The organism is Microbispora sp. NPDC004025, assembly GCF_053604425.1.
The window spans coordinates 66,741-89,428 of the sequence record NZ_JBSGHN010000005.1 but is presented as its reverse complement, the minus strand read 5'-3'; the positions used below and the strand labels follow the sequence as shown (position 1 = coordinate 89,428).

The following is a 22,688-nucleotide window of genomic DNA, read 5'->3' as shown; positions in this document are numbered from 1 at the left end:
CACGTGGAACTGGTGCTCGTCGTCGCCGCGGCGATTCTCGCGGCACTCATCGTCACGACCGCTCTCGCCGTCGGCCGGGAGTGACGCGAAGCCAGGTCCGGGCCCGCGGTGCCCGGGTCCGGCCTCGACGCCTATGAACTGGCCTATCTCGCGGGCGGGCCGCCTCAGGTGGTCAACACGGCGCTCGCCGCGCTGTCCGTCCGCGAGCAGGTGCGGGTCGCGCGCGGCGGCAGGGTCACCGCCCCCCGCCACCTCCGCCGATCCCGTCGAGCAGGCCGTCCTCGACCTGGCCACGCGGGCCGGCGGGGCGAGCGCGGCCGAGGTCAGGCGTCGCGCGGGCGACGGCTCCGCGATGGCGGCGCTGAAGGAACGCCTGCTCGCGGGGGGGGGGCCACCTGCTGCCCGAGGGCTCTCTGGAGGGCGCGCGCCGCCTCAACGCACGCCTGCGCGCCCTCGCGGTGCTCGCCCTCGCCGCCGCGGTCGTCACGCTTGTGCTGATCCTCTTCATCGGGACCGTCGCCGCCTCCGCGGAGAACTGGGCCGCGGTCGCGATCGCCGCGGTCTGCGGCGGATCCGCACTGATCGCCTCCCTCACCTACGCCGCGTCCCTGCGAAGTCCGCTGAGCTCCGCGGGCGAGGAGGCGCTGCGGCAGGCGCGCGAAAGGCACCCGCGGGGTGCCTTCGCGCAGGGCACCGCCGGTGCGCTCGGCGTGGGCGGCGCGGCGGGTCTCGCCGTGGTGACGCCCATCGCGCTGTACGGCCTGGGCGAGCTCGGCGACCCGCACCTCGCGGCCCAGATCGCGACCGACGAGGTCCTCGTGCGCCGTCACGTCGACGGCGGGGCCTCGGGCGGTGACGGCGGCGGGTCCGTGGGCTGCGCGTCGAGCGGATGCGGCTCCGGCGGCTCGCATGCCTGCGGCGGCGGCGGAGGTGGCGGCTGCGGGGGCGGCTGCGGGTGCGGCGGCGGGTGCGGCGGTGGCTGAGCGCCGGTTCGGGAGGTGGCTGCCGTCCGGCAGGCGTCCCCGAAAGCACGCCGCCGGCCAGGGGGCCGGTCCCGGTGCCGCCCTCAGCGCCGGTCGCAGTGCCAGGCAAGGTGCGGGTCTCGGTGTCGGCATCGGCTGGCGGCCGGAGATCGACCTCACGGTGGAGCGGCTGCCCGGTGTCGCGTTCGTCGAAGTGATCGCCGAGAACGTCGATCCGGCCCGGCTTCCCGAGTCCCTGACCATGCTGCGCGCCGCCGGGGTGTCCGTCGTGCCTCATGGTGTGGGCCTGGGCGTCGGCAGGGCGCACCGTCCCGATCCGGCCCGGCTGGCGCGCCTCGCGGCGTGTGCGCAGGCGTTGGACGCGCCTCTCGTGAGCGAGCACGTGGCCTTCGTGCGGGCCGGGGGCGTGGAGGCCGGTCATCTGCTGCCGGTCCCGCGCACCCGGGAGGCCCTGTCGGTGATCGTGGAGAACGTGCGGGAGGCGCAGGACGCGCTTCCCGTCCCCCTCGCGCTCGAGAACGTGGCGGCCCTGTTCGGCTGGCCGGACGACGAACTGACCGAGGCGCGGTTTCTCGGCGAGCTGGTCGGGCGTACGGGCGTGCGGCTGCTGGTCGACGTGGCCAACCTCTACACGAACCAGGTCAACCTCGGTCTGGACGCGCGGCGGGCGCTCGACGCGCTGCCGCTGGAGGCCGTCGCGTACGTGCACGTGGCGGGCGGGCACGCCCACGACGGCCTCTGGCACGACACGCACACCGCCTCCCCTCCCGCCGAGGTGCTCGACCTGCTGACCGAGTTGTGCGGCCGGGTGACGCCGCCCGGCGTGCTGCTGGAGTGGGACGACGCCTATCCCGGCGACGGCGCCCTCGCGGGCGAGCTGGGCCGGATTCGGGAGGCGATGTCCCGTGCCTGAGCCGGCGGATTCCCGGAACGCGCGGGCCGCGCTGGCCGCCGCCCAGGCGGAGCTGGTGGCGGCCCTGGTCGCGGGCGGACCCGTGCCGGACGGCTTCGATCCCGGCAGGCTGGCCGTCCAGGCCCGCGGGCTGCTGGCCAAGCGGCGCGGCTCGGTCGCCCGCGCAGCCCCCGACCTCGCCGAGGCCCTCGGCGCCGAGTTCGCCGGTCTGTTCGCCGTGTACGCCGCCGGACACGTGAAGCCCGAGGGCGGGCCGAGGGCGGACGCGCGGGACTTCGCCGCCTGGCTGCGGGCACGCGAACGCCCCTGACCGTGCGACCCGGGTTACTCCGGCCGCGCCCTGGAAAGCCTCTGAGGAGAGGGCAGGGCATGCCGGTTCGCCCGCGATAATTGGTGATCGAGCCCCACCGGTCGCGAGGAAGAGGGTTGCATGAGCGTGCGCGATCTCGTGTACAAGCTGTACGAGCGCAGGCTCGAGCGGAAGCTGTCCTCCGATCAGATCCCCCGTCATGTCGGCGTCATCGTGGACGGCAACCGCCGGTGGGCGCGGGCGATGGGGCTGCGGGACGTCAGCCGGGGCCACCAGAAGGGCGCCGACAAGATCTCGGAACTGGTGGCGTGGTGCCGCGAGGCCGGCGTCGAGTACGTGACGCTGTGGCTGCTCTCCACCGACAACCTCGCCAGGGACAAGGCAGAGCTGGAGCCGCTGCTCCAGGTGATCGAGAACCTCGTCCAGGATCTCGTGGACCAGGGATGGCACCTCAACCCCATGGGCTCGCTCGACCTTCTGCCCGATCACACGGCTCGTGTCCTCAAACACGCAAAAGAAACCACATCGCATCGTCCAGGCCTGATTGTGAACGTTGCCGTTGGGTATGGAGGAAGGCGTGAGATCGCTGATGCGGTGCGCTCCCTCCTCCAGGAGCATGCCAGCAAGGGCGCGAGCATCGAGGACCTCGTCGAGGTCCTCGACGTCGAGCACATCGCGGAGCATCTCTACACGCGCGGCCTGCCCGACCCGGATCTCGTCATCCGGACCTCGGGAGAGCAGCGACTCTCCGGATTCCTGCTCTGGCAGAGCGCCCACTCCGAGTTCTACTTCTGCGAGGCCTACTGGCCCGACTTCCGCAGAGTCGACTTCCTGCGGGCGCTCCGCTCGTACGCCGCACGGCACCGTCGGTACGGCTCCTGAGACGGTACGTGACGAGCTTCTTCCAACCAGCGCAAACCTATTGGGCTGGGGAGATTCGTTACGTACCGTGGTAGCTGAGCGGTCGTCGAGGAGATCGGCGGCCATCACCTCGGGAGAGGGCCCGTCCTTGCGCGACCACCATGCGAGGAGGGCCGGAGCCCCGGTCTGCCCTCGCAGGTCACGGGCCCGGTCCGTTCACCACCAGTCAAGGCAGGGTGCCCACCTCAGGCGCCCGGGGGAGAACGCGTGGCAGTGTCCTCGAGCAACCCGTCCACATCCCGCACCTACGTTCTGGACACGTCCGTCCTGCTCGCCGACCCGGCGGCGATGAGCCGCTTCGCCGAGCACGAGGTCGTCGTCCCGATCGTCGTCATCACGGAACTGGAGGCCAAGCGCCACCACCCCGAGCTGGGCTACTTCGCCAGGGAGGCGCTGCGCTTCCTCGATGACCTCAGAGTGCGGTACGGACGGCTGGATGAGCCCATGCCGATCGGCGAAGGGACCATCCGCGTCGAGCTGAACCATAGTGATCCGTCCTGCCTCCCGGCGGGCTTCCGGATGGGAGACAACGACACCCGCATCCTCACCGTCGCGCAGAACCTGGCGGTGGAGGGCAAGGACGTGGTGCTGGTGTCGAAGGACCTGCCGATGCGGGTCAAGGCCGCGTCCATCGGCCTCAGCGCGGAGGAGTACCGCGCGGGCATGGTGGTCGAGTCCGGCTGGACCGGTATGGCGGAGCTCCAGGTGACCACGGAGGAGATGGACGCCCTCTTCGAGGCCGGCTCCGCCGACATCGACGAGGCGCGCGACCTGCCGTGCCACACCGGCCTGCGGCTGCTGTCGAGCCGTGGATCGGCGCTCGGGCGCGTCCTGCCGGACAAGTCGGTACGGCTGGTCCGAGGCGACCGGGAGGTCTTCGGGCTGCACGGTCGGTCCGCCGAGCAGCGCATCGCGCTCGACCTGCTGATGGACCCCGACGTCGGCATCGTCTCGATGGGCGGCCGCGCGGGCACCGGCAAGTCCGCGCTCGCGCTGTGCGCGGGCCTGGAGGCGGTGCTGGAGCGCCGCCAGCACCGCAAGATCATCGTGTTCCGGCCCCTGTACGCCGTGGGCGGCCAGGAGCTGGGCTACCTGCCCGGCACGGAGAACGACAAGATGGGCCCGTGGGCCCAGGCGGTCTACGACACGCTGGGCGCGGTGACGTCCCCCGAGGTCATCGAGGAGGTCATCGACCGGGGCATGCTGGAGGTCCTCCCGCTGACCCACATTCGCGGCCGCTCCCTCCACGACGCGTTCGTGATCGTGGACGAGGCGCAGTCGCTGGAGCGCGGCGTGCTGCTGACCGTCCTGTCGCGTATCGGGGCCAACTCGCGGGTCGTGCTCACCCACGACATCGCCCAGCGCGACAACCTGCGGGTGGGCCGGCACGACGGCGTCGTCGCGGTGGTGGAGAAGCTCAAGGGCCACCCGCTGTTCGCCCACATCACGCTGACCAGGTCCGAGCGGTCGCCGATCGCCGCCTTGGTGACCGAGATGCTGGAGGACATCACGCTCTGAACCCCGTCACGGGGGGAGATGGCCGTCCTTGGGGGCCAGATCCCAGAACTCCTGACAGGTGTGGGTCTTGAGGGGCCCGTTCCTGTCAGGAGTCGCGTGAGCGATCTCCACGGCCCAGATCTCCGGGCGCAGCCGCGCCGTGCAGGTGATCTGGGCCATGGCGGTCCTGGTGATCTTGAAGCCGGCCACGAACAGCCGCACCCGCAGGCTGAGCGTGTTGTCGGGGTCGTTGCGGGCGTATCTCACGAGCTGCACCTGGGTCAGCGTGAGCCCGGTCAGCGCCGTGGACAGCCGGTTCGACGACCGTCCACTGGCTTTGAACAGGGCGTCGAGCACGTCGTTGACGTGCGGCGACCGGGCCGCGACCCGCGTCGGCCGCAGGCGGCCGTTCCGCAGCAGGTAGATCGTGACGAGGGTGGGGGTGCCGCTGATCACCGGCGCGGGGCCGGCGTCGGTCACCCCGGTCGGCGCGACCCCGCAGGCCGCCGGCGCCAGGAGGAGCCCCGCGAGCAGGGCCGCCAGCGCCGTTCTGAGCCTCAGCGCGCTCATGGCTTGGGAATCCGCAGCAGGAAGAGGGTGCCGGGCTCGCACCGCTCGGCCGTGATCGAGCCGCCGTGCAGCTCCGCGTTGGCCTTGGCGATGGCCAGGCCGAGGCCGCTGCCCGCGCTCCTGGCCCGGTCGGTGCCCGCCTTGTAGAAGCGGTCGAAGACGTGGGGGAGGACCTGCTCGGGGATGCCGCTCCCGTGGTCGCGCACGGTCACCTCCAGCCACCCGTGGGCCTCGCCGCCGACCGCGACCCGCGCGCTCACCACGACGGGCGGCGCGCCGTGGTTCAGCGCGTTGCCGACGAGGTTGGCCACCATCACGTCGAACCTCCGGGCGTCCAGGGAGAAGGTGAGCCCGACGGGCACGGTGAGCTTCACCCGGTCGGCCCAGCCCCGCACCTCCAGGCAGTCGGCCAGCGTGTCGCCCACGTCGACGGTCTCCCGGCGGAGCGTGGCGGCGCCCGCGTCGAACCTGCTGATCTCGATGAGGTGCTCGACCAGCACGCGGAGCCTGTCGATCTCGCGGACGACGATCCGCACGGCCTCCCCGGCGTCGTCCGGCAGGTCCTCGGCGTCCTCCGACAGCATGTCCGTCACCGCGGTCATCGCCGTCAGCGGCGTGCGCAGCTCGTGGGAGACGTCGGCGACGAACCGCCGGGACGTCGACTCCAGCGTCCGCAGCTCGGAGACCGTGTCCTCGAGCGCCGCCGCCGTCTCGTTGAACGTCGCGGTCAGCTCGGCCAGCTCGTCCCTGCCCCGTACGGGGAGGCGGACGTGCAGTTCTCCCGCGCCGAGCGCGCGGGCGGCCGCGCCCAGCCGCCGTACGGGCAGCAGCACCCGCCGGGCCGACAGCAGGGCCAGGGTCAGCGCCAGCACGAGCGTGATGCCTCCGGCCTGCGCGAGCGCGTTCCTGAGGCGGGTCAGCACGGCCTCCTCGTCCGAGAGAGGCACGAAGACGTAGGCCGTCAGGCCCGTCGGGCGCAGCACCCCGTCGCGGTTGGCCCGCTGGATCTGCGTGGCGACGATCAGCCAGGCCTGGTCCCTGAACAGCACCCTCTGGTGGACCAGCCGCCGCGCCGCCTGCCAGCGGAGCTGGTCGGGCACGTCGGTCATGGTGAACTGGGCCCCGGTGTTGGCGCGCCGGTGGCCCCCGTAGGTCACGATGACGGTCCGCTCGGGGGCCTCCAGCGCCCGCACCACCCCGTCGAGGTCCTCGTCGGTGACGGTCGTGTCGCTCGGCCAGACCACGTCGCTCGCGCCGATCGGCAGCGTGATCCTGGAGAGCGTCTCGCGCACGTCGGCGACCGCGCCCCGCTCCGCGCGCTCCAGGAGTCCCCGGCGGACGATCTGGTATCCCAGCCCCGCGACCATGGCGGACGCGGTGATCGCCACCAGGAGAAAGGTGATCACCAGCCGGGCCCGCAACCCGGTGGGCACCCAGGTCATGGCGGGGTCATGGCGGGCTGAAGCGGTACCCGAAGCCGCGCACGGTGTGGATGTAGACGGGGTCGGCGGGCACCGGCTCGATCTTGGCGCGGATGCGCTGCACGCACGCGTCGACCAGCCGGGAGTCCGCCACGTGCGTGTGGTCCCAGACGGCGCGCAGGAGGTAGCGGCGGTTGAGGACCTGGCCGGGGTGGCGGACCAGTTCGAGCAGCAGGCGCAGCTCGGTGGGGGTGAGGTGGATCTCCTTGCCCCCGAGGCTCACCTTGAGGGCCCCGCGGTCGATCACGAGGTCGCCGAAGGTGAGGCGGTCGGGCGAGGCCGACTCCAGGCGGCGCAGCACGGCGCGGATGCGGGCGTCCAGCACCCGCGGCTCGACGGGCTTGACCACGTAGTCGTCCGCGCCGGCCTCCAGCCCCACCACCACGTCGAGGTCGTCGCCCCTGGCGGTCAGCAGGATGACGGGCAGCGGGTCGAGCCTGCGGATGCGGCGGCACACCTCGACCCCGTCGATGCCGGGCAGCATGACGTCGAGGATCGCGATCTCGGGACGCCGGGAGCGTACGTGTTCGAGGGCCTCCTCGCCCGTGGCGTACGCGGTCACCGAGTGGCCCTGCCGGGTGAGCGCGAGTTCCAGTCCGGCCCGGACCGAGGGGTCGTCTTCGACCAGGAGGATGCCTGCCACTCGGTCATTATGGGGCGGACCGCACCAATTCCCTATTTGTCATGGTGCTGTGAACTGGTTCGCACCTCATCGTCAAGAAGCCGGAGCACGCTGGTGCCGGGAGGCCGTGCCGCTTGACTCCGCGTAAAGTGTGACCAAAGTCACATGCCATGGGAAAGTCCATGTGATCGGTGGTCGGGTCAAGGCGTCACCAAACAGGTACCACGAATCGGTTGCGGACCACCCCCCAACACAGGGCAAGCTCATAAGCCGTGAGCTCTGGTCAGCAGTTGAAGGATCGCCCCCGCGCCTCCCGATCGCGGCGGGGAGGAGACAACGGTTCCGGCCCCGGCTGGCTGACCATCAAGCGCGTCGCCATCCTCGGAGTCACCGTGGCCGCGCTCGCGGGCGGGACGACCTGGGTGGTCCGCACCTCGGTCGAGAACAACAGCGCGCCCAAGAAGGTGCTGGAGCCGGACAGCTTCCTCGCCCTCGACCCGAACGCGCCCGATCCCGAGGCCGACATCCTCAAGGAGAACGCGGTCCAGGCGCTGCGCAAGGACAGGCTGGAGCGGACCCGCGACCGGAAGGGCGGCCTCGACCCCGTCGACATCGTCGAGAAGGCCCCCGGCGGTGGCGGTTTCAACCCGGCCAACTTCCCGCCCGGCTCCACGCCCGACCCGGGCAGCAACAAGGCCGTCGGCAAGGAGATGGCCGCGGCCCGCGGCTGGTCCGGCGCCGAGTGGGGCTGCCTGGAGCGCCTGTGGGACAAGGAGAGCCACTGGAATGAGCGGGCCATGAACCGCTACAGCGGCGCCTACGGGATTCCGCAGTCGCTGCCTGGCAGCAAGATGGCGAGCGCGGGCTCCGACTGGCAGACCAACCCCGCCACGCAGATCAAGTGGGGCCTCGGCTACATCGCCGGCCGCTACAAGACTCCCTGCGGCGCCTGGGCGCACTCCCAGTCCACCGGCTGGTACTAGCCGGCGCCTGATCGCGAAACTCTGGTCAGGGTTGTTCGACCTTTCGACAAGCCCGCGCGTCCGGCGGGGGGTCGCACTGCACCCTTGGCCTCATGGGTGTGAAGGTCAGCGTGGTTATGCCCGTGTCCAACCCCGGGCTGTCGAACGACGCCTTCGGCGCGTGTGTGCGTTCGGTGCTGGAGCAGTCGCTGCCGCCGGAAGAGTACGAGGTCATCTTCGCGGACGACGGGTCGACGGACGGGACCCGCAGGCGGCTCGACGCGATCGCCGGGCAGCGCGACAACGTGCGGGTCCTGCACCTCGACCACAGCGGCTCGCCCGCACGCGGCCGTAACGTCGGCCTGTCGGTGGCGCGCGGCGAGTACGTCTACCTGCTCGGCCAGTACGACAGGCTGGAGCCGCGGGCCCTGGAGCTGATGTACGACAGGGCGGTGGAGACCGACGCCGACGTGCTGATCGGCAGGCTCGCCGGCCAGGGGCCGCCGGCGGCCGCCTTCGCCCGGGACCGGGACCGGGCCGACGTCCTGCGCGACCACCTTCTCGCGCTGCCGACGGCGCACAAGCTGTTCAGCCGCGACTTCCTGGAGACCTGCCAGCTCCGCTTCGCCGACCGGCCGCTGTCCGAGCAGGCCTTCGTGACCAGGGCGTACCTCGCCGCGAAGGTGATCGCCGTGCTGGCAGGGGAGATCTGCTGCCACCTGTCCCCGCACGAGGAGGAGGGGCCGGACGGCGAGGCGCTCTTCGACGGTCTCAACGCCGTCTTCGACGTGGTGGACGCCTACACCGAGCCGGGCTCGCAGCGCGAGCGCATCCACGCCCACTGGTATCGGACGCTCGGGCTGCGCCGGCTGGGGGGCGTGCGCTTCCTCGCGGCCGGGCCGGACGAGCGGATGGTCCTGTTCTCCTTCCTGCGCCGTTTCACCCTCGACCGCTTCCCCGCCGCGCTCGACGTCCACCTGCCCGCGCACCTGCGCGCCCGTACGGCGCTGCTGCGCCAGGACCGTCTCGACGCCCTGGTCGCCCTCGCCGAGGCGTCCCGGGGCACCAGGCTCAGCGCGGAGCTGCGGGAGCTGCGCTGGGACCAGGGCGTGCTGCTGCTCGACCTGAGCGTGGAGGTCCTGCGGGCCGGTGGCGCACCGTTGTGGCTGCGGCAGCGGGACGACCGGCTGCTGTGGGCCCCGCCCCCCGCGGTCGAGGGTCTGCTCGACGGCCTGCTCGACGACGAGGGCGCCGACATGACCGACGCGGTGCGCAGGGCCCGCATCGAGGTCTGCGTCCGCCACGTGGAGACAGGGGTGGTCCACTCCCTGCCGGTCACCTGCTCGGTGGGCCGCGCCGCCCTGGGCGACCGGGCGCGGGGCGGCCAGGTGCGCGTCTGGGTCAGCGGCCAGGCCCGCCTCGACGCCGGAGCGGCGGCCCTCGGACGGCCGCTGCCGGCCGGGCTGTGGGAGGTCCACGTGCGCATGCGGGGCGTGCAGGCGGGCCGCACCCGGGTGGCGCGCCCCGCCCTGCCGATGAGCTGCGCGGGCGCGCTCGCCGGGGAGCCCAGGCGCCTCGTGGTGCCCTGCTGGTCGGAGCGCGGCGAGCTGGGCGTGTGCGTGGAGCCGAAGTCGTTCCCCGAGTCGATCGCGCTGGTCTCGTCCCGGGCCACAGTGGCCCGGCAGGAGGGGCACGTCTTCGTCGTCGTGCCCGTGCCGTACGTGCCGCCCAGCGGCGGGCCGCCGGCCGAGCTGGTGCTGCGCGAGCAGGACGGGCGCGGGCGCAGCATGGTCGTGCCCGCGCTGGTCGAACCGGGGATACCGGGCAGGGTGGCCGGACAGCTCGTCGCCCGGGTGCCGGTGAGCCGGATCGGCGGGGACGACTGCCTCGGCCCGGGGTCCTGGCGGCCCGCGCTGCGGGTCGACCAGAGGGACGTGGACCTGCTGTTCGGGCTGGCGGTGCGCCGCGGCGGGCAGGTGTCCGTCCTGCCCGCCGGGGCTTCGCCGCAGGCCCCCTCACTGCTGCGGCGCATCGCCGTACGCGTCCTGCGCGATCGCCGGTAGCTACCGCCGGCTATCGGCGCAGGTGCGCGAGCAGGGCCGCGCGGAACTCCTCGGGCTTGTCGAGCTGCGGCCCGTGGCCGGCGCCCTCGATGACCACTTCGCGGTAGACGCCGTAGCGGTCCAGGGCGGCCCGCGTCTGGGTCACCATGGGCTGGGCGGGCGTGCCGTCCCAGCCGGGCACCGCGCCGATCGCGCCCAGGTGGGCGAGGTCGAACAGCGACGTGTCCGAGACGATCACGTCCTGGTCGCCCCTGATCCACAGGATGGGCGGCTTCGGGTCGATCTCGTGCAGGTCGTCGATCCGGAAGTTGGGCGGCGCGATCGTGTTGAGCACGCCGCGCTTGCCGGGGGCGATGTTCGGCCAGGCGTCGGAGGGCAAAGAGTCGCCCGGGTAGTGGTCGTCGCCGATCCGGGTGGACAGCATCGACTCGACGTACGCGTCCTCGTCCTCGCCCAGGTCCGTGCCGGGGGCGACGTACGTGGCGCGCAGCACGTTCCGGGGGGAGACGGGGGAGTCGGCCGACCGGTCGCCCGCCCGCAGCGCCGCCACGAAGTCGGGGTTGGCCGCGCCGCCGCCGGCGCCGACGCCGTCGGAGCCGGTGAGCACGCCGTCCGGGCCGACGGTGCCGCCGAAGCCGTACGGCGAGACGGGGTTGACCAGCGTCACGCTGCGGGCCGCGGCGGGCCGGTCGCGCAGGGCCTGCATGACCACCCCGCCGCCGAGGCTCCAGCCCACCAGGTGCGCCGGTCCGATCTGGTCGAGCAGCGCCAGCACGTCGTCGGAGTAGTCGCGCACGCCCCGGCTCGCGTCCACCGGCTCGGGGTCGGAGTCGCCGAAGCCGCGCAGGTCGACGGCGTACGGACGGAAGCCCTCCGCCGCGATCGCGGTCATCGTCGAGCGCCAGAACGCGCTGGAGGAGACGTTGCCGTGCACGAACAGCACCGGGTCGCCCGACGCGCCGGGGACGGACAGGACGTTCAACGTCAGCCGGGGCGTGCCGACACGCTCGGCGGATATGGCCAGGGTCATGGTGTTGCTCCCAGTGTGCAGGTGTTCTCGAGGTCGCCCGTGGCAGGGCGGGGCAGGGTGGCGCTCGGGGGCGGCGGCGTGCCGGTGCCGATCCACGCCTCCAGCGCGGTGAACGCGCTGCGGAAGCAGGGCAGCAGAGGCCGCAGGCGGTCGGGGAAGGCCGGGTAGAGGCTGTCGACGTGGGTGCCGTCCTCGACGCGGTAGTAGCGCAGCAGCCGGTCGCGGTGCCGGTCGGCGATCATCTTGGCGTATACGTCCGAATCCTCGTGGATCGGCAGCAGCGCGTCCAGGGTGCCGTGGACGACGATCAGCGGCCGCTTGATCTTCCCGGTGACGCTCACCCGCGCCATCGCCTGCTTCACCGACGCGGGCCTGGAGGCGTAGTCGTAGTCCGTGTCGCAGGCGGGCGTGCCGGAGGCGCAGAACGGCGTGCCCGCCTCGGCGTCGCCGTCGTAGGCCGGGTCGAACTCCTCACGGAAGACGCGCTGCGTGAAGTCCCAGTAGTACTGGTAGTGGAACGGCCACAGGAAGTCGGACTCGGGGGCGAAGCCCGCCGCCGCGACCCCGGCCGTGTCGCCCTTCGCGTACGCGCGGAGCGCGGGCGGCAGGAACGTCAGCAGGTTGGGCCCGTCGGCGGTGAAGAGCGTGCCCTCCCAGTCGACGCCGCCGTCGAACAAGTCGGGACGGTTCTCGATCTGCCAGCGGACCAGGTAACCGCCGTTCGACTGGCCGGCCGCGATCGTCGTGCGGGCCGGCCTGCCGTACCGCTGCCGTACGACGGCCTTGGCGGCGACCGCCAGCTCGCTGACCCGGTGGTTCCACTCGGCCACCGCGTCGCCGGGCCGCGCGCCGTCCTTGTAGAACGTCACGCCGGTGTTGCCCTTGTCGGTCGCGGCGTACGCGTAGCCCTTGGCCAGCGCCCAGTCGGAGATCGTGAAGTCGTTGGCGTAGGTCTCCCGGTTGCCGGGCGACCCGGCGACGACCAGGCCGCCGTTCCACTGCTTGGGCAGCCGGATGACGAACTGGGCGTCGTGGTTCCAGCCGTGGTTGGTGTTCCCCGTGGAGGTGTCGGGGAAGTAGCCGTCGATCTGCGTGCCGGGGACGCCGGTGGGGTTGACGGCGCCCGCCGAGTTGAGCCCCGACCAGTCCGACTGGTCGGTGTGGCCGGAGGCCAGCGTGCCCTTGGTCGTGAGGTCGTCGAGGCAGGCCGTGACCTGCCTCTCCGCCCCCGGGACCCGCACTTGCGGGCAGCCCGCGGCCTGGGCGGGGACCGTCGCCGCCAGGGGGAGGGCCACCGCCAGTGCGGCCAGCGCCCCGATTCGCCTGATCATCAGGCCTCCTTCGCGATCGCGGCGGCCTGGGCGGCGCCGGAGGTGGGTTCGATGGCGGACAGGTCGCGGTCGCGGGTCTCCCTGGAGGCGAGCACCGCGATCATCGTGAGGATCGCCGCCGCCAGCACGTAGACGGAGATCGGCACGCTCGACCCGTACGCGTCGAGCAGGGCGACCGCGATCAGCGGGGCGACGCCGCCGGCCGCGATGGAGGCGAGCTGGTAGCCGATCGACACGCCGGAGTAGCGCATCCGGGTGGCGAACAGCTCGGAGAAGAACGCCGCCTGCGGGCCGTACATCGCGCCGTGCAGCACCAGACCGACGGTCACCGCCACGGTGACCAGGGCGAAGTTCTTGGTGTCGATCAGCGGGAAGAACGCGAAGGCCCACAGCCCGACGGCGGCGGCGCCGAGGAGGTAGACCGGCCGCCGGCCGATCCGGTCGGACAGCGCGCCCCACAGCGGGATCGTGACGAAGTGGATCGCCGAGCCGATCAGCACGGCGTTCAGCACGGTGCCCTTGGGCAGGTCCGCCGCGGTGGTGCCGTACACGAGGACGAACGCGGTGATCACGTAGTAGGACACGTTCTCTGCCATCCGGGCGCCCATCGCCACCAGCACGTCGCGCCAGTGGTGGCGCAGCACGCCGAGGATGGGGGCCTTCGGCGCGGGCTCCTGCCGGGCCAGCGCCTCCTGGAACACCGGCGACTCGTCGACCGTGAGCCTGATCCACAGGCCGATCAGCACGAGCACGCCGGACAGCAGGAACGCGATCCGCCAGCCCCAGGCGAGGAAGGCCTCCTCGGACTGCACCGCGGCCAGCAGCGCCAGCACGCCGGTGGCGATCAGGTTGCCACCGGGAGCGCCGGCCTGCGGCCAGGACGCCCAGAAGCCCCGGTTGCGGGGGTCGCCGTGCTCGGAGACCAGCAGCACCGCCCCGCCCCACTCGCCGCCGAGGGCGAAGCCCTGGACCAGGCGGAGCAAGGTCAGCAGCAGCGGCGCGCCGGCGCCGAGCGCGGCGTACGTCGGCAGGCAGCCGATCAGGAACGTCGACCCGCCCATCAGCAGCAGGCTGATGACGAGCAGCCGCTTGCGGCCGAGCCGGTCGCCGTAGTGACCGAAGACCAGCCCGCCGAGGGGCCGGGCGACGAAGCCCACGGCGTAGGTGAGGAACGCCAGCAGGGTGCCGGTCAGCTCGTCCTCGGTGGGGAAGAACAGCTTGTTGAAGACAAGGGCGGCGGCCGAGCCGTAAAGGAAGAAGTCGTACCACTCGATGGTGGTGCCGATCAGGCTGGCCCCGACGACCTTTCCGATCCGGGCAGGTGGGGTGTTTGCCATGGGAACTCCTCCGATGGGGGGTTCCGCACACGCTATGCAGTGACCGAGGTCACTCCTATGGGGCGCCGCCACACACCTCAGGCATCCGGCATGTGGGTACGCAGCCGGTGCAGCCGCAGGGCGAGCTGGATCTCCAGGGCGCGCTCGGGCTCCTGCCAGTCCGCGCCGAGCAGCTGCCCCACCCGGTCGAGCCGCTGGGTCACCGTGTTCACGTGGATGTGCAGGGCCTCGGCCGTACGCGACAGCGAGCCGCCCGTGCCGAAATAGGCGTTCAACGTCTTGACCAGTGCGGTTCCCCGGCGCGCGTCGTAGTCGAGCACGGGCCCGAGCGCGCCGGACAGGAAGCCGGACACCTCGCGCCGCTCGCCCACCAGCAGGCCGACGAAGCCCAGCTCGTCCGCGCTCGCGCCGTCACCCGTACGGCCCAGCGCGACCAGCGCCCCGGCGCAGCGCCGGGCCTCCGCGTAGGCGGCGGTGACCGCCGTCACCGGCCCGGAGGCCGGCGCGGCCCCCGCCGTCGCCGGGCGGCCGAGCGAGGCGCTCAGCTCTGCGGCGACCCGCCTGGCCAGCGCACCCGGCCGGTCGCCGGGCAGCAGCAGCACGACCTCGTCGCCCCGCGCGGTGGCCAGGCCGTGCGCCAGCGTCGCCTGCGACGACGCCCAGAAGGCGGCGCGCTCCCGCTGCCCGTCGTGCCGCGCCACGACCAGCACGTGCGGCGTGTCGAGGTCGACGCCGAGCCGCCGTGCCCGATCGTCCAGCCCGCGCAGCTCCGGACGGGAGACCAGGTCGTCGAGCAGTTCGCCGCGCACCCGTCCCTCCGCCTCGGCCACGCTGCGGCGGAACAGCAGCAGCAGCGCGGTGACGATCGCGGCGCGCTCCAGGATCCGCTGGTCGGTGTCGGACACCGGGTGGTCGGTCCGCAGGACCAGCGTGCACAGCGGCGCCGCGCCGACGTCCACCGAGGCGACGTACGCGTCGCCCCGCTTCACCGTGCGGCCGAGGGCCCGCGACGACTGGGCGGCGTCGAACACGCCCGCCTCCAGGTCGCCGGACTCGCCCACGAGGGGGCGGCCCTCCTCGTCCAGCACGGTCAGGCGGCCGCCCAGCACTCCGGTGACGACCGCGGCGACGTCCTCGACCCCGCCGCCGCGCAGCACGAGGCCGGTCATCCGGTCGTGCGCGTCGGCGGCCCGTTCGATCGACTCGCTGTGCGCCCTGATCAGCGTGTTCGCCTCGCTCAGCTCGGCCAGCGCGGCTCGGGTCTCCTGCAGCAGCCGGGCGGTGTCGATGGCGACCGCGGCGTGCGCCGCCAGCGAGCACAGCAGCGCCACCTCCTCCTGCGCGAACGGCCTGGCGCTGCGGTTGGCCGCGAACAGCACGCCGATGACCTGCGTGCCGAGCCGCAGCGGCACCCCGAGGATCGCCACCAGGCCCTCCTCGTGGACGGCCACGTCGATCGTGTTCGTGTGCCGGAACCTCGGGTCGGCGAAGTAGTCCGCCGTGTTGTACGGCGTGCCGCTCTGCGCCACCAGCCCGCCCAGCCCGGCGCCCATCGGCAGCCGCAGCCGCCGGAAGCTGGCCGAGATCGACCCGTCGGTCACCCGCATGTAGGTGTCGCCGCGCTCGGGATCGTTCAGCGTCATGTACGCGATGTCGGTGGCGAGCAGCTGCCTGGCCCGATGCACGATGGCCTCCAGCACCGCGTCGAGGTCACGCAGCCCGGCCAGGTCGCTCGCGGTGTCGAACAGCGCCGACAGCTCCGCCTCGCGCTTGGCCCGCCGGCGCAGCGCGGCCCGCACCTGCAGCGCGGCGACCTTGGCCCGCTCCAGCTCCTCCAGCGTGGCGGAGTCGGCCCCGGCCGCCCTGGCCTGCAGGATCGGCCCCTCGAACTCGACCGCGGACGCCTCCCGGGCGAGCAGGTCGAGGTAGGCGTAGGCGCCGTCCGTCTTTTTCGGGGCCTTCGGAGTCAGCGCGCGCTCCATCCTCCGTCGATGGGGATCGAGACGCCGGTGACGAACGACCCCCGCGGCCCGCACAGGTAGGCGACCACCTCGGCCACCTCGTCCGGCTCGATCAGCCGCTTGATCGCCGCCGGGGCGAGCATGATCTGCTCCACCACCTCGTCCTCGCTGATCCCGTGGGTGCGCGCCTGGTCGGCGATCTGGTTCTCCACCAGCGGCGTGCGCACGTAGGCGGGGTTGACGCAGTTGGAGGTCACGCCGTGCGGCGCCCCTTCGAGCGCGATCACCTTCGACAGGCCCTCCAGCGCGTGCTTGGCCGTCACGTAGGCCGACTTGTACGGCGAGGCGCGCAGGCCGTGCACCGAGGAGATGTTGACGATCCGTCCCCAGCCGCGCTCGTACATGCCGGGCAGCACGGCCCGCACGAGCAGGAAAGGCGCCTCGACCATCACCCGCATGATCTTGCTGAAGATCTCGGGCGGGAAGTCCTCGATCGGGGCGACGTGCTGGAACCCCGCGTTGTTCACCACGATGTCGGCGTGCAGGCGGGTGTCCGGCGAGGGCGGGAGCTGACCTCGCCAGGCGACCAGGAACTCCGGGTCGGACAGGTCGACGGCCACCGGTGTGCCGCCGATCTCGGCCGCCACCTTGCCCGCGGCCTCGGCGTTCATGTCGGCGACGACGACGTGTGCGCCCTCGGCGGCCAGGCGCCGGGCACACGCCCGTCCGATGCCGCTCCCCGCGCCGGTGACGAGGGCCGTACGCCCTTCAAGGCTCATGACGCCTCACGATAGGAACCGCATCGCTGCCGGCACATGGCGGTGGGCGACATAGATGCCTGCCCCCCTATGTGGGGCGGGTCATGGACAGCACGTCCAGTGCCCGGTCGAGCTGCTCCTCGGTCAGCGTGCCGTTCGCCACGTGGCCGCGCTCGATGACGACCTCCCGGATCGTCTTGCGCTCCTTCAGCGCCTGCTTGGCGATCTTGGCCGCCTCCTCGTATCCCACGTACCGGTTCAGCGGGGTGACGATCGACGGCGACGACTCGGCGTACTCGCGCAGGCGGTCCACGTTGGCGGTGATCCCGCTGACGCATCTGTCGGCGAGCAGCCGCGACACGCCGGCCAGCAGCCGGATCGACTCCAGCACGTTGCGGGCCATCACCGGCAGCATCACGTTGAGCTCGAACGAACCCGAGGCGCCGCCCATCGTGACCGCGGCGTCGTTGCCCACGACCTGCGCGGCCACCATCGTGACGGCCTCCGGGATCACGGGGTTGACCTTTCCCGGCATGATCGACGAGCCGGGCTGGAGGTCGGGGAGGTTGATCTCGCCCAGCCCGGCGCGCGGGCCCGACCCCATCCACCGCAGGTCGTTGGCGATCTTGTTGAGCGAGACGGCGATCACCTTGAGCATGCCCGACAGCTCGACCAGCCCGTCACGCGCGCCCTGCGCCTCGAAGTGGTCCCTCGCCTCGGTGAACGGCAGGCCGGTCGTCCGGCTCAGCTCGGCGATCACGGCCTGCGCCCAGCCGGGACCGGGCACGTTCACCCCGGTGCCCACGGCCGTGCCGCCCAGCGGCAGCTCGGCCAGGCGCGGCAGCGCGGCCTGGAGCCGTTCGATGCCCAGCTCGATCTGCGTGGAGTAGCCGCCGAACTCCTGGCCGAGCGTGACCGGCGTGGCGTCCATGAGGTGGGTGCGGCCCGACTTCACCACGTCGGCGAACTCGATGGACTTCTCCTCCAGCGCGGTCGCCAGGTGCTCCAGCGCGGGCGTCAGCTCGTGCACCACGGCGTACGTCGCCGCGACGTGGATCGAGGACGGGAAGACGTCGTTGGACGACTGGGCGGCGTTGACGTGGTCGTTGGGATGGACGGGCTGCCCGAGCCGCTCCTGCGCGAGCGTGGCGACGACCTCGTTCATGTTCATGTTGGACGAGGTGCCCGAGCCGGTCTGGAACACGTCCACGGGGAACTGGTCGTCCCAGTCGCCCTCGGCGACCTCGGTCGCGGCCTCCTGGATCGCCTGCGCCATGTCCTTGTCGAGCACGCCGTACTCGGCGTTGACCTTCGCGCAGGCCGCCTTGATCCGGGCGAGCGCGGCGATGTGCGCGGGCTCCAGCCCCCGGCCGGACACCGGGAAGTTCTCCACCGCCCGCTGCGTCTGGGCCCGCCACTTGGCGCGGGCGGGCACCCGGACCTCGCCCATGGAATCGTGCTCGATACGGAATTCGTCCATGCCTCAGTCCTTCAGCCCGTCTTCAATCGCATCGTTCTTGCCCGGATCCGCGCCATCTGAACGGTCAGCCTTCAGCACCTCGTCCGGCAGCTCCGTCCCCGTCACCTCCCGGAAGACCGCCGCGACTCCCTCCGGATTGATCGCGTACGCCTCACGCAGGCCGTCGTCGATCTCCTCGGCCGTCCTCCGATCCTCTCGGGCGAGTATCCATGCCTCGCTCAATGAGCGGACGGCTCCTTCGCTCCGGCGGTCGTCGAGCGAGACCCCTCCCAACCTCAGGAGGTCCCGGATTTTTATTAGCCGCTCGGCGACGACGGCCAAGCCGTCGAGTCGTGGGCTGCAGAGGAAGTGCGCGATGTTGAGTATCGGCTGGGCGAGTTGGTGCAATCCGAGCAGGGCCAGCGGCATATCGAATCCCCCGACCCGCTCGTAACTGCTCGGTACGCTGATGTACCGGACAATGAGGTGCCGTTCAGAGTCGTCACGTCTCCGCTCAACCTGTAGATGTGCACTGAGGCTCACGAAGGCTTCAGTGCTCAGCTGAGAGTCCCATAGGGATGCGAGACGCCGCCAGGCGTTCCCGGGATCCTCGTCATCGGGGAACAACGTGTTGCCCGTTATGCCGTCGGCGGTGATGGCGGCGGCGAGGATCACCAGGTTGGCGGTGTAGTAGGCGTACCGAGTGATGAACGTGGACGGCTTGGGCAGGTAGCGGGCGTACTTCTGGTCGGTGCGGGTCTCGGCGGCGTTCAGTAGGCGGACGAGCAGGTCGATGGTCGGCTCGCGGTCGAGGGCGGGCAGCAGGTCGCGGAGGAACTCCACGATCGGCCCCCGCTCGGTCAGCACGGAGAACGACAGCAGCGCGTAGAGCAGCCCGTCGTCCGGTTGCGGGCGGCCGAGGAACGGGTCGGCCGCCGCCGCGGTCTCGCGGGCGACCATGCTGCGCAGCACGTCCCGCACCATCCGGGCGACCAGGTACTCGCCGAAGGTGGCGTGCAGGAACTCGTACGTCCGCAGCGAGGCACTGTTCTGAATGGCGGACGCCTGGTGCACGAAGAAGAACTTCCCGATCACCTTGTCCGCCTGGGACAGGGGCGTCTGGAAGCTCGTGGTCTGACTCGAGGGCACCGGGAGCAGCGCGGCCAGGTCGCCGTTGAGGTCGTCGGTCGTGACCCACTGCCTGCCCCGGTTGAACATCGCGAACGCCGCGACGGACAGGGTGCGCAGCTCGATCTCCACGGCCTGCGCGGCCCGCGCGTCGGGCAGTCCCGGCTGGTGCTTGTCGACTTCGCGGCGGGCGAAGCGGGTCAGCAGCCGCTCGTACAGCTCCGCCTGGCTGAGCCCGCTCTCGCCGCGCTGGAGGGGATTCCCGTCGGCGTCGTACAGCGCGAGCATCAGCAGCAGCAGCGGCTGCGACGCCAGGTCGCCGTGTGCCAACGCGGTCTCGGGCGGCAGCGGCTTCACCCCCTGAGCGGTGAAGTAATCCTGGTTCGCGGCGTTCCACACCGCCAGCCAGCGGTGGACCTGCTCCTCCTTGAAGGGTTCCAGCCGGACCGTCAGGCATCCGGGCGGGAAGCGCATCCGGTCGGCGACGGCGGTACGCGTGGTGACGAGCACGACCGCCGGGCGGCCCAGCTCCGCCTCCCGGAGCTGGAACTCGACCACCTTGGTCAGATAGTCGGACCGGTGGATGCCCGTGGCCTGTAACAACTCGTCGAGCCCGTCGAGCATGACGACCGGCAGCGCGCCGTCCGCCGACCTCGTCAACTGCGGCCAGGTGACGTGCTCGCCGGTCGCGTCCCGGACCGCGGCCTCGATCTGCTCCTGGATCGTGCCGTCGGCCGGCACCTCGCGCAGGGGCACCCGCACCGGCAGAAAATCCCCGTCCGGGAGACGACCGGCCAAGATCTTGGTGAGCACCGACTTGCCGGCGCCGGGCTGGCCGAGCACCACCAGCGGCATCCTGGTGGCCTCGGGCGAGGTGAAGTAGCGGGCCAGGAATCCTGCGACGTCGTCGCTCGGCTCCGCCTTGGTCCACCACCATTCCGAGCTGGGATCGGCCTGCTCGCCGTACTCGGCCAGCCGGAAGTCCGGGTTCACGTACGCCTCGACGAGCGTGGGCATGCGCATGCCTGTCGGGACCTCGCCGGACTGCGCGATCGGGCGGTTCAACAGGGCCCGGTGGGCGCGCGACAGCGTGTGCCTGTGCTCCGGGGTTCTTGTCTGTGCGGCGACTTGGGTGAGCAGCGACTCCAGCTCGCCGAGGCCGGTGTCGACCTGCCGGCGGTTGATCAGGTCCTGCCACAGCGCGAACTCGGGGACGTCCAGGGCCAGTCGCCGGTGTTGCTCCTCGTACTTCCGGCGGGCGGCCTCGGGCAGTTCCTCCTCGATCGCCGCCCTGGCGCGCGCCCACTCGGTCGCGTCGAGCCGATCGCGGACCGCCAGTCCGGCGACGAACCTGATCAGCGCCGCCGCCAGCTCGCCGTAGTAATCCTCGATCGACCGCAGCATGCCGGCGTACGACTGATCGGCCCGGAAACCCGCGGGCCCGATCGCCTTCAGACTGTCGACGAACGATCCCTGGACCGCGCCGGATCCTGCCAACGTCACCTGCTCGGTTCCGGTGATGCGCAGTTCCCTGGCATCGAACGGCAGGGGCAGCTCGCCGAGGGCCTCGAAGAACGCCGCGACGACGAGGACGGTCTGGGCCGCCTCCAGCCGGGCCGTGCGGTCGTACCGGTTCAGGCCCGTCAACCGATCGCGGAGCCTGCCGCTCGCCTCGCCCGCGAGCCGTACGGCCTCGTCCTTGACGTCGAGCAGGGACAGCACCGGCACGGCACCGACGAGGGTGCCGGTGAGGACCTTCGCCAGCGTGCTCTCCTGGCCGAGCAGGCGTACGGCGTCGGCGTAGCCGATCCCTTTGCGCACCGGTCACTCCAGGGGGAAACCGAACGTGTTCGTGACCTTGCTAGCAGTGCCCGGGTGTGCGGCGCAACATCACCTCGAAAAGAAGAAGAACACGCCCAGGAGGATCAGCACGAGGACGACGACGAGCACGATGCCCATCGTCACGAGCACCCGGACCCGCGTCCCGGTGTCCGGCCCGTCGGGGCCGCGCATGGTGAACAGGTCCGTGCCCAGGCTGGGGGGCCGCCCGGAGGCGCCGCCCCCGGGCGGGAAGGGGCCGGGCGGGAAGGGGCCGGGCGGGAAGGGGGCGGGGTGCGGCGGGTGCGGCTGGTGCGGGCCGGCGGGCTGTCCCGGCATGACGGGCGCGGGACGGTTCCCGGCGACGGGGCCGGGCGCCGGGGGCGTCGCGGGTCCCCGGCCGGGGAGCCTCCCGGGGACCGTGGTGCTGTGCCTGTCGGCGGCTTCCGCGCCGTTGCCGGACGGCGCCCGGGCGGCGTCGTCCTGTCCGTGCTGCCGCGGCGCGCCGGGCGGCGGGATGCGCAGCCCGCCCTGAGGACGGACGACGACCATCGTCCGGTTGGCGTCGTCCTCGTCGGCTCCGGCCGGGCCGGCCTGCGCTGCGGACGCGGCGGGCGCGACCGGCGCCACCGGCGCGGCGGGTGTGGGGCGGGGGGACGGCGCGGGGGGTGCCGGAGGCACCGCGGGAATGGAACCCGTGGGGGTGTCGGCGATCACCCGCAGTATCGCGGCGGCGCGCTCGGGCGTGAGGCGCGCGGTGTGGTCCTTCTCCAGCAGCCCGTCCAGGACCTGCCGCAGCGGCCCGGCCTGCCTGGGCGGGTCGGCCTTCTCCGTCATCAGCGCGGCCAGCGTCTCGCCCACGGTCGCCCGTTCGTACGCCGGCCGCCCCTCGACGGCGAAGTACAGCGTCGCGCCGAGCGACCACAGGTCGGACTCGGGGCCGGTGTACTCGCCCCGGGCCCGCTCGGGGGCGGTGTAACCCGGAGAGCCGATGACCATGCCGGTCTGGGTGAGCGCGTTGTCACCCAGGGCCTTGGCGATGCCGAAGTCGGTCAGCACCACCCTGCCCGTCTCGGTGAGCAGCACGTTCGCCGGCTTGACGTCACGGTGCAGGATGTTCTGCGCGTGCGCGGCGCGCAGCGCGCCGAGCAGGTCGTAGCCGATCTCCGCCACCAGGCGCGGCGGCAACGGTCCCTCCTCGTCGATCACCTGTTCCAGTGAGCGTCCTTCGACGAGCTCCATGATGATCCACGGGATGCCGTCGGACACGATCACGTCGTGGATCGTGGCGACGGAGGGATGGCTGACGCGTGCGGCCATGCGACCCTCGCGCATCATGCGTTCGCGCAGCTCCTGACGTTGCCGCGGGCTGAGCGAGGGGTCCTGGCGGATCTCCTTGACCGCGATCTCCCGGCCCAGCGACCGGTCGTACGCACGCCAGACGGTGCCCATGGTGCCCCGGCCGATTCGGGTGCGCAGCTCGTAGCGGTCGGCGAGCAGCGGCGAATGCTGTTCCGGCATAGTTAGAAAGATAGCGATTCCGT

18 protein-coding genes are annotated in these 22,688 nt (G+C 72.1%); 7 read left to right on the top strand and 11 right to left on the bottom strand.

Annotated elements, in window-relative coordinates; all coding sequences use genetic code 11:
* Nucleotides 1–458: 458 nt before the first annotated feature.
* From ACWEQG_RS15750 to ACWEQG_RS15730, 5 genes are all read left to right on the top strand, one after another.
* A complete protein-coding gene (locus ACWEQG_RS15750) occupies nt 459–983 on the top strand; it encodes a hypothetical protein (RefSeq protein WP_452285249.1) in 525 nt (174 codons plus the stop codon).
* Nucleotides 976–1,896, top strand: coding sequence for a DUF692 domain-containing protein (locus ACWEQG_RS15745; RefSeq protein WP_452285247.1), 921 nt, complete (start codon nt 976–978; stop codon nt 1,894–1,896). Before ACWEQG_RS15750 ends, ACWEQG_RS15745 begins: the two co-directional genes overlap by 8 nt.
* Nucleotides 1,889–2,206: a hypothetical protein gene (locus ACWEQG_RS15740; protein WP_452285245.1), complete on the top strand. Its 318-nt coding sequence runs from the start codon at nt 1,889–1,891 to the stop codon at nt 2,204–2,206. Before ACWEQG_RS15745 ends, ACWEQG_RS15740 begins: the two co-directional genes overlap by 8 nt.
* Before the next feature lie 120 nt (nt 2,207–2,326).
* A complete protein-coding gene (locus ACWEQG_RS15735; protein ID WP_346226948.1) occupies nt 2,327–3,088 on the top strand; it encodes an isoprenyl transferase in 762 nt (253 codons plus the stop codon).
* A gap of 246 nt (nt 3,089–3,334) precedes the next feature.
* Nucleotides 3,335–4,645, top strand: coding sequence for a PhoH family protein (locus ACWEQG_RS15730; RefSeq protein ID WP_363467021.1), 1,311 nt, complete (start codon nt 3,335–3,337; stop codon nt 4,643–4,645).
* Nucleotides 4,646–4,651: 6 nt separating this feature from the next.
* Here the strand turns inward: ACWEQG_RS15730 and ACWEQG_RS15725 are convergent, their stop codons facing one another.
* Genes ACWEQG_RS15725 through ACWEQG_RS15715 form a run of 3 tightly spaced genes read right to left on the bottom strand, consistent with a single transcriptional unit; the run spans nt 4,652 to nt 7,318 of the window.
* Nucleotides 4,652–5,194: a hypothetical protein gene (locus ACWEQG_RS15725; protein ID WP_452285243.1), complete on the bottom strand. Its 543-nt coding sequence runs from the start codon at nt 5,192–5,194 to the stop codon at nt 4,652–4,654.
* Nucleotides 5,191–6,636, bottom strand: coding sequence for a sensor histidine kinase (locus ACWEQG_RS15720; protein ID WP_452285241.1), 1,446 nt, complete (start codon nt 6,634–6,636; stop codon nt 5,191–5,193). Before ACWEQG_RS15720 ends, ACWEQG_RS15725 begins: the two co-directional genes overlap by 4 nt.
* Nucleotides 6,637–6,643: 7 nt before the next feature.
* A complete protein-coding gene (locus ACWEQG_RS15715; RefSeq protein WP_363467013.1) occupies nt 6,644–7,318 on the bottom strand; it encodes a response regulator transcription factor in 675 nt (224 codons plus the stop codon).
* Nucleotides 7,319–7,587: 269 nt separating this feature from the next.
* Between ACWEQG_RS15715 and ACWEQG_RS15710 the strand changes: the two genes are divergently transcribed.
* On the top strand, nt 7,588–8,280 hold the full coding sequence (locus ACWEQG_RS15710; RefSeq protein ID WP_452285239.1) for an aggregation-promoting factor C-terminal-like domain-containing protein: 693 nt from the start codon (nt 7,588–7,590) through the stop codon (nt 8,278–8,280).
* A gap of 92 nt (nt 8,281–8,372) precedes the next feature.
* The gene (locus ACWEQG_RS15705) at nt 8,373–10,322 is read left to right on the top strand and encodes a glycosyltransferase family 2 protein (protein WP_452285237.1); all 1,950 of its coding nucleotides are present in this window, start codon (nt 8,373–8,375) and stop codon (nt 10,320–10,322) included.
* A 10-nt stretch (nt 10,323–10,332) separates the two neighbouring features.
* Here ACWEQG_RS15705 and ACWEQG_RS15700 read toward each other — a convergent pair whose 3' ends face one another.
* The 8 genes from ACWEQG_RS15700 to ACWEQG_RS15665 all read right to left on the bottom strand — a co-directional run bounded on the left by ACWEQG_RS15700 (nt 10,333) and on the right by ACWEQG_RS15665 (nt 22,665).
* A complete protein-coding gene (locus ACWEQG_RS15700; protein WP_452285235.1) occupies nt 10,333–11,352 on the bottom strand; it encodes an alpha/beta fold hydrolase in 1,020 nt (339 codons plus the stop codon).
* On the bottom strand, nt 11,349–12,683 hold the full coding sequence (locus ACWEQG_RS15695) for a 3-hydroxybutyrate oligomer hydrolase family protein (RefSeq protein ID WP_452285233.1): 1,335 nt from the start codon (nt 12,681–12,683) through the stop codon (nt 11,349–11,351). Before ACWEQG_RS15695 ends, ACWEQG_RS15700 begins: the two co-directional genes overlap by 4 nt.
* A complete protein-coding gene (locus tag ACWEQG_RS15690; protein WP_452285231.1) occupies nt 12,683–14,020 on the bottom strand; it encodes an MFS transporter in 1,338 nt (445 codons plus the stop codon). The genes ACWEQG_RS15695 and ACWEQG_RS15690 overlap by 1 nt, the downstream gene beginning before the upstream one ends.
* Before the next feature lie 77 nt (nt 14,021–14,097).
* Nucleotides 14,098–16,002, bottom strand: a complete 1,905-nt coding sequence (locus ACWEQG_RS15685; RefSeq protein ID WP_363467000.1) for a helix-turn-helix domain-containing protein — start codon at nt 16,000–16,002, stop codon at nt 14,098–14,100.
* Nucleotides 15,987–16,760 carry a 3-hydroxybutyrate dehydrogenase gene (locus ACWEQG_RS15680; protein ID WP_363466997.1) on the bottom strand — a complete coding sequence of 258 codons (774 nt, stop codon included), beginning with the start codon at nt 16,758–16,760 and terminating at the stop codon, nt 15,987–15,989. The genes ACWEQG_RS15685 and ACWEQG_RS15680 overlap by 16 nt, the downstream gene beginning before the upstream one ends.
* A 67-nt stretch (nt 16,761–16,827) precedes the next feature.
* Complete coding sequence (locus ACWEQG_RS15675) at nt 16,828–18,219, bottom strand: class II fumarate hydratase (RefSeq protein WP_452285229.1); 1,392 nt, start codon at nt 18,217–18,219, stop codon at nt 16,828–16,830.
* Between the two features lie 3 nt (nt 18,220–18,222).
* Nucleotides 18,223–21,147, bottom strand: a complete 2,925-nt coding sequence (locus tag ACWEQG_RS15670) for an NACHT domain-containing protein (RefSeq protein WP_452285227.1) — start codon at nt 21,145–21,147, stop codon at nt 18,223–18,225.
* Between the two features lie 69 nt (nt 21,148–21,216).
* A complete protein-coding gene (locus ACWEQG_RS15665; protein WP_452285225.1) occupies nt 21,217–22,665 on the bottom strand; it encodes a serine/threonine-protein kinase in 1,449 nt (482 codons plus the stop codon).
* Nucleotides 22,666–22,688: the final 23 nt, after the last annotated feature.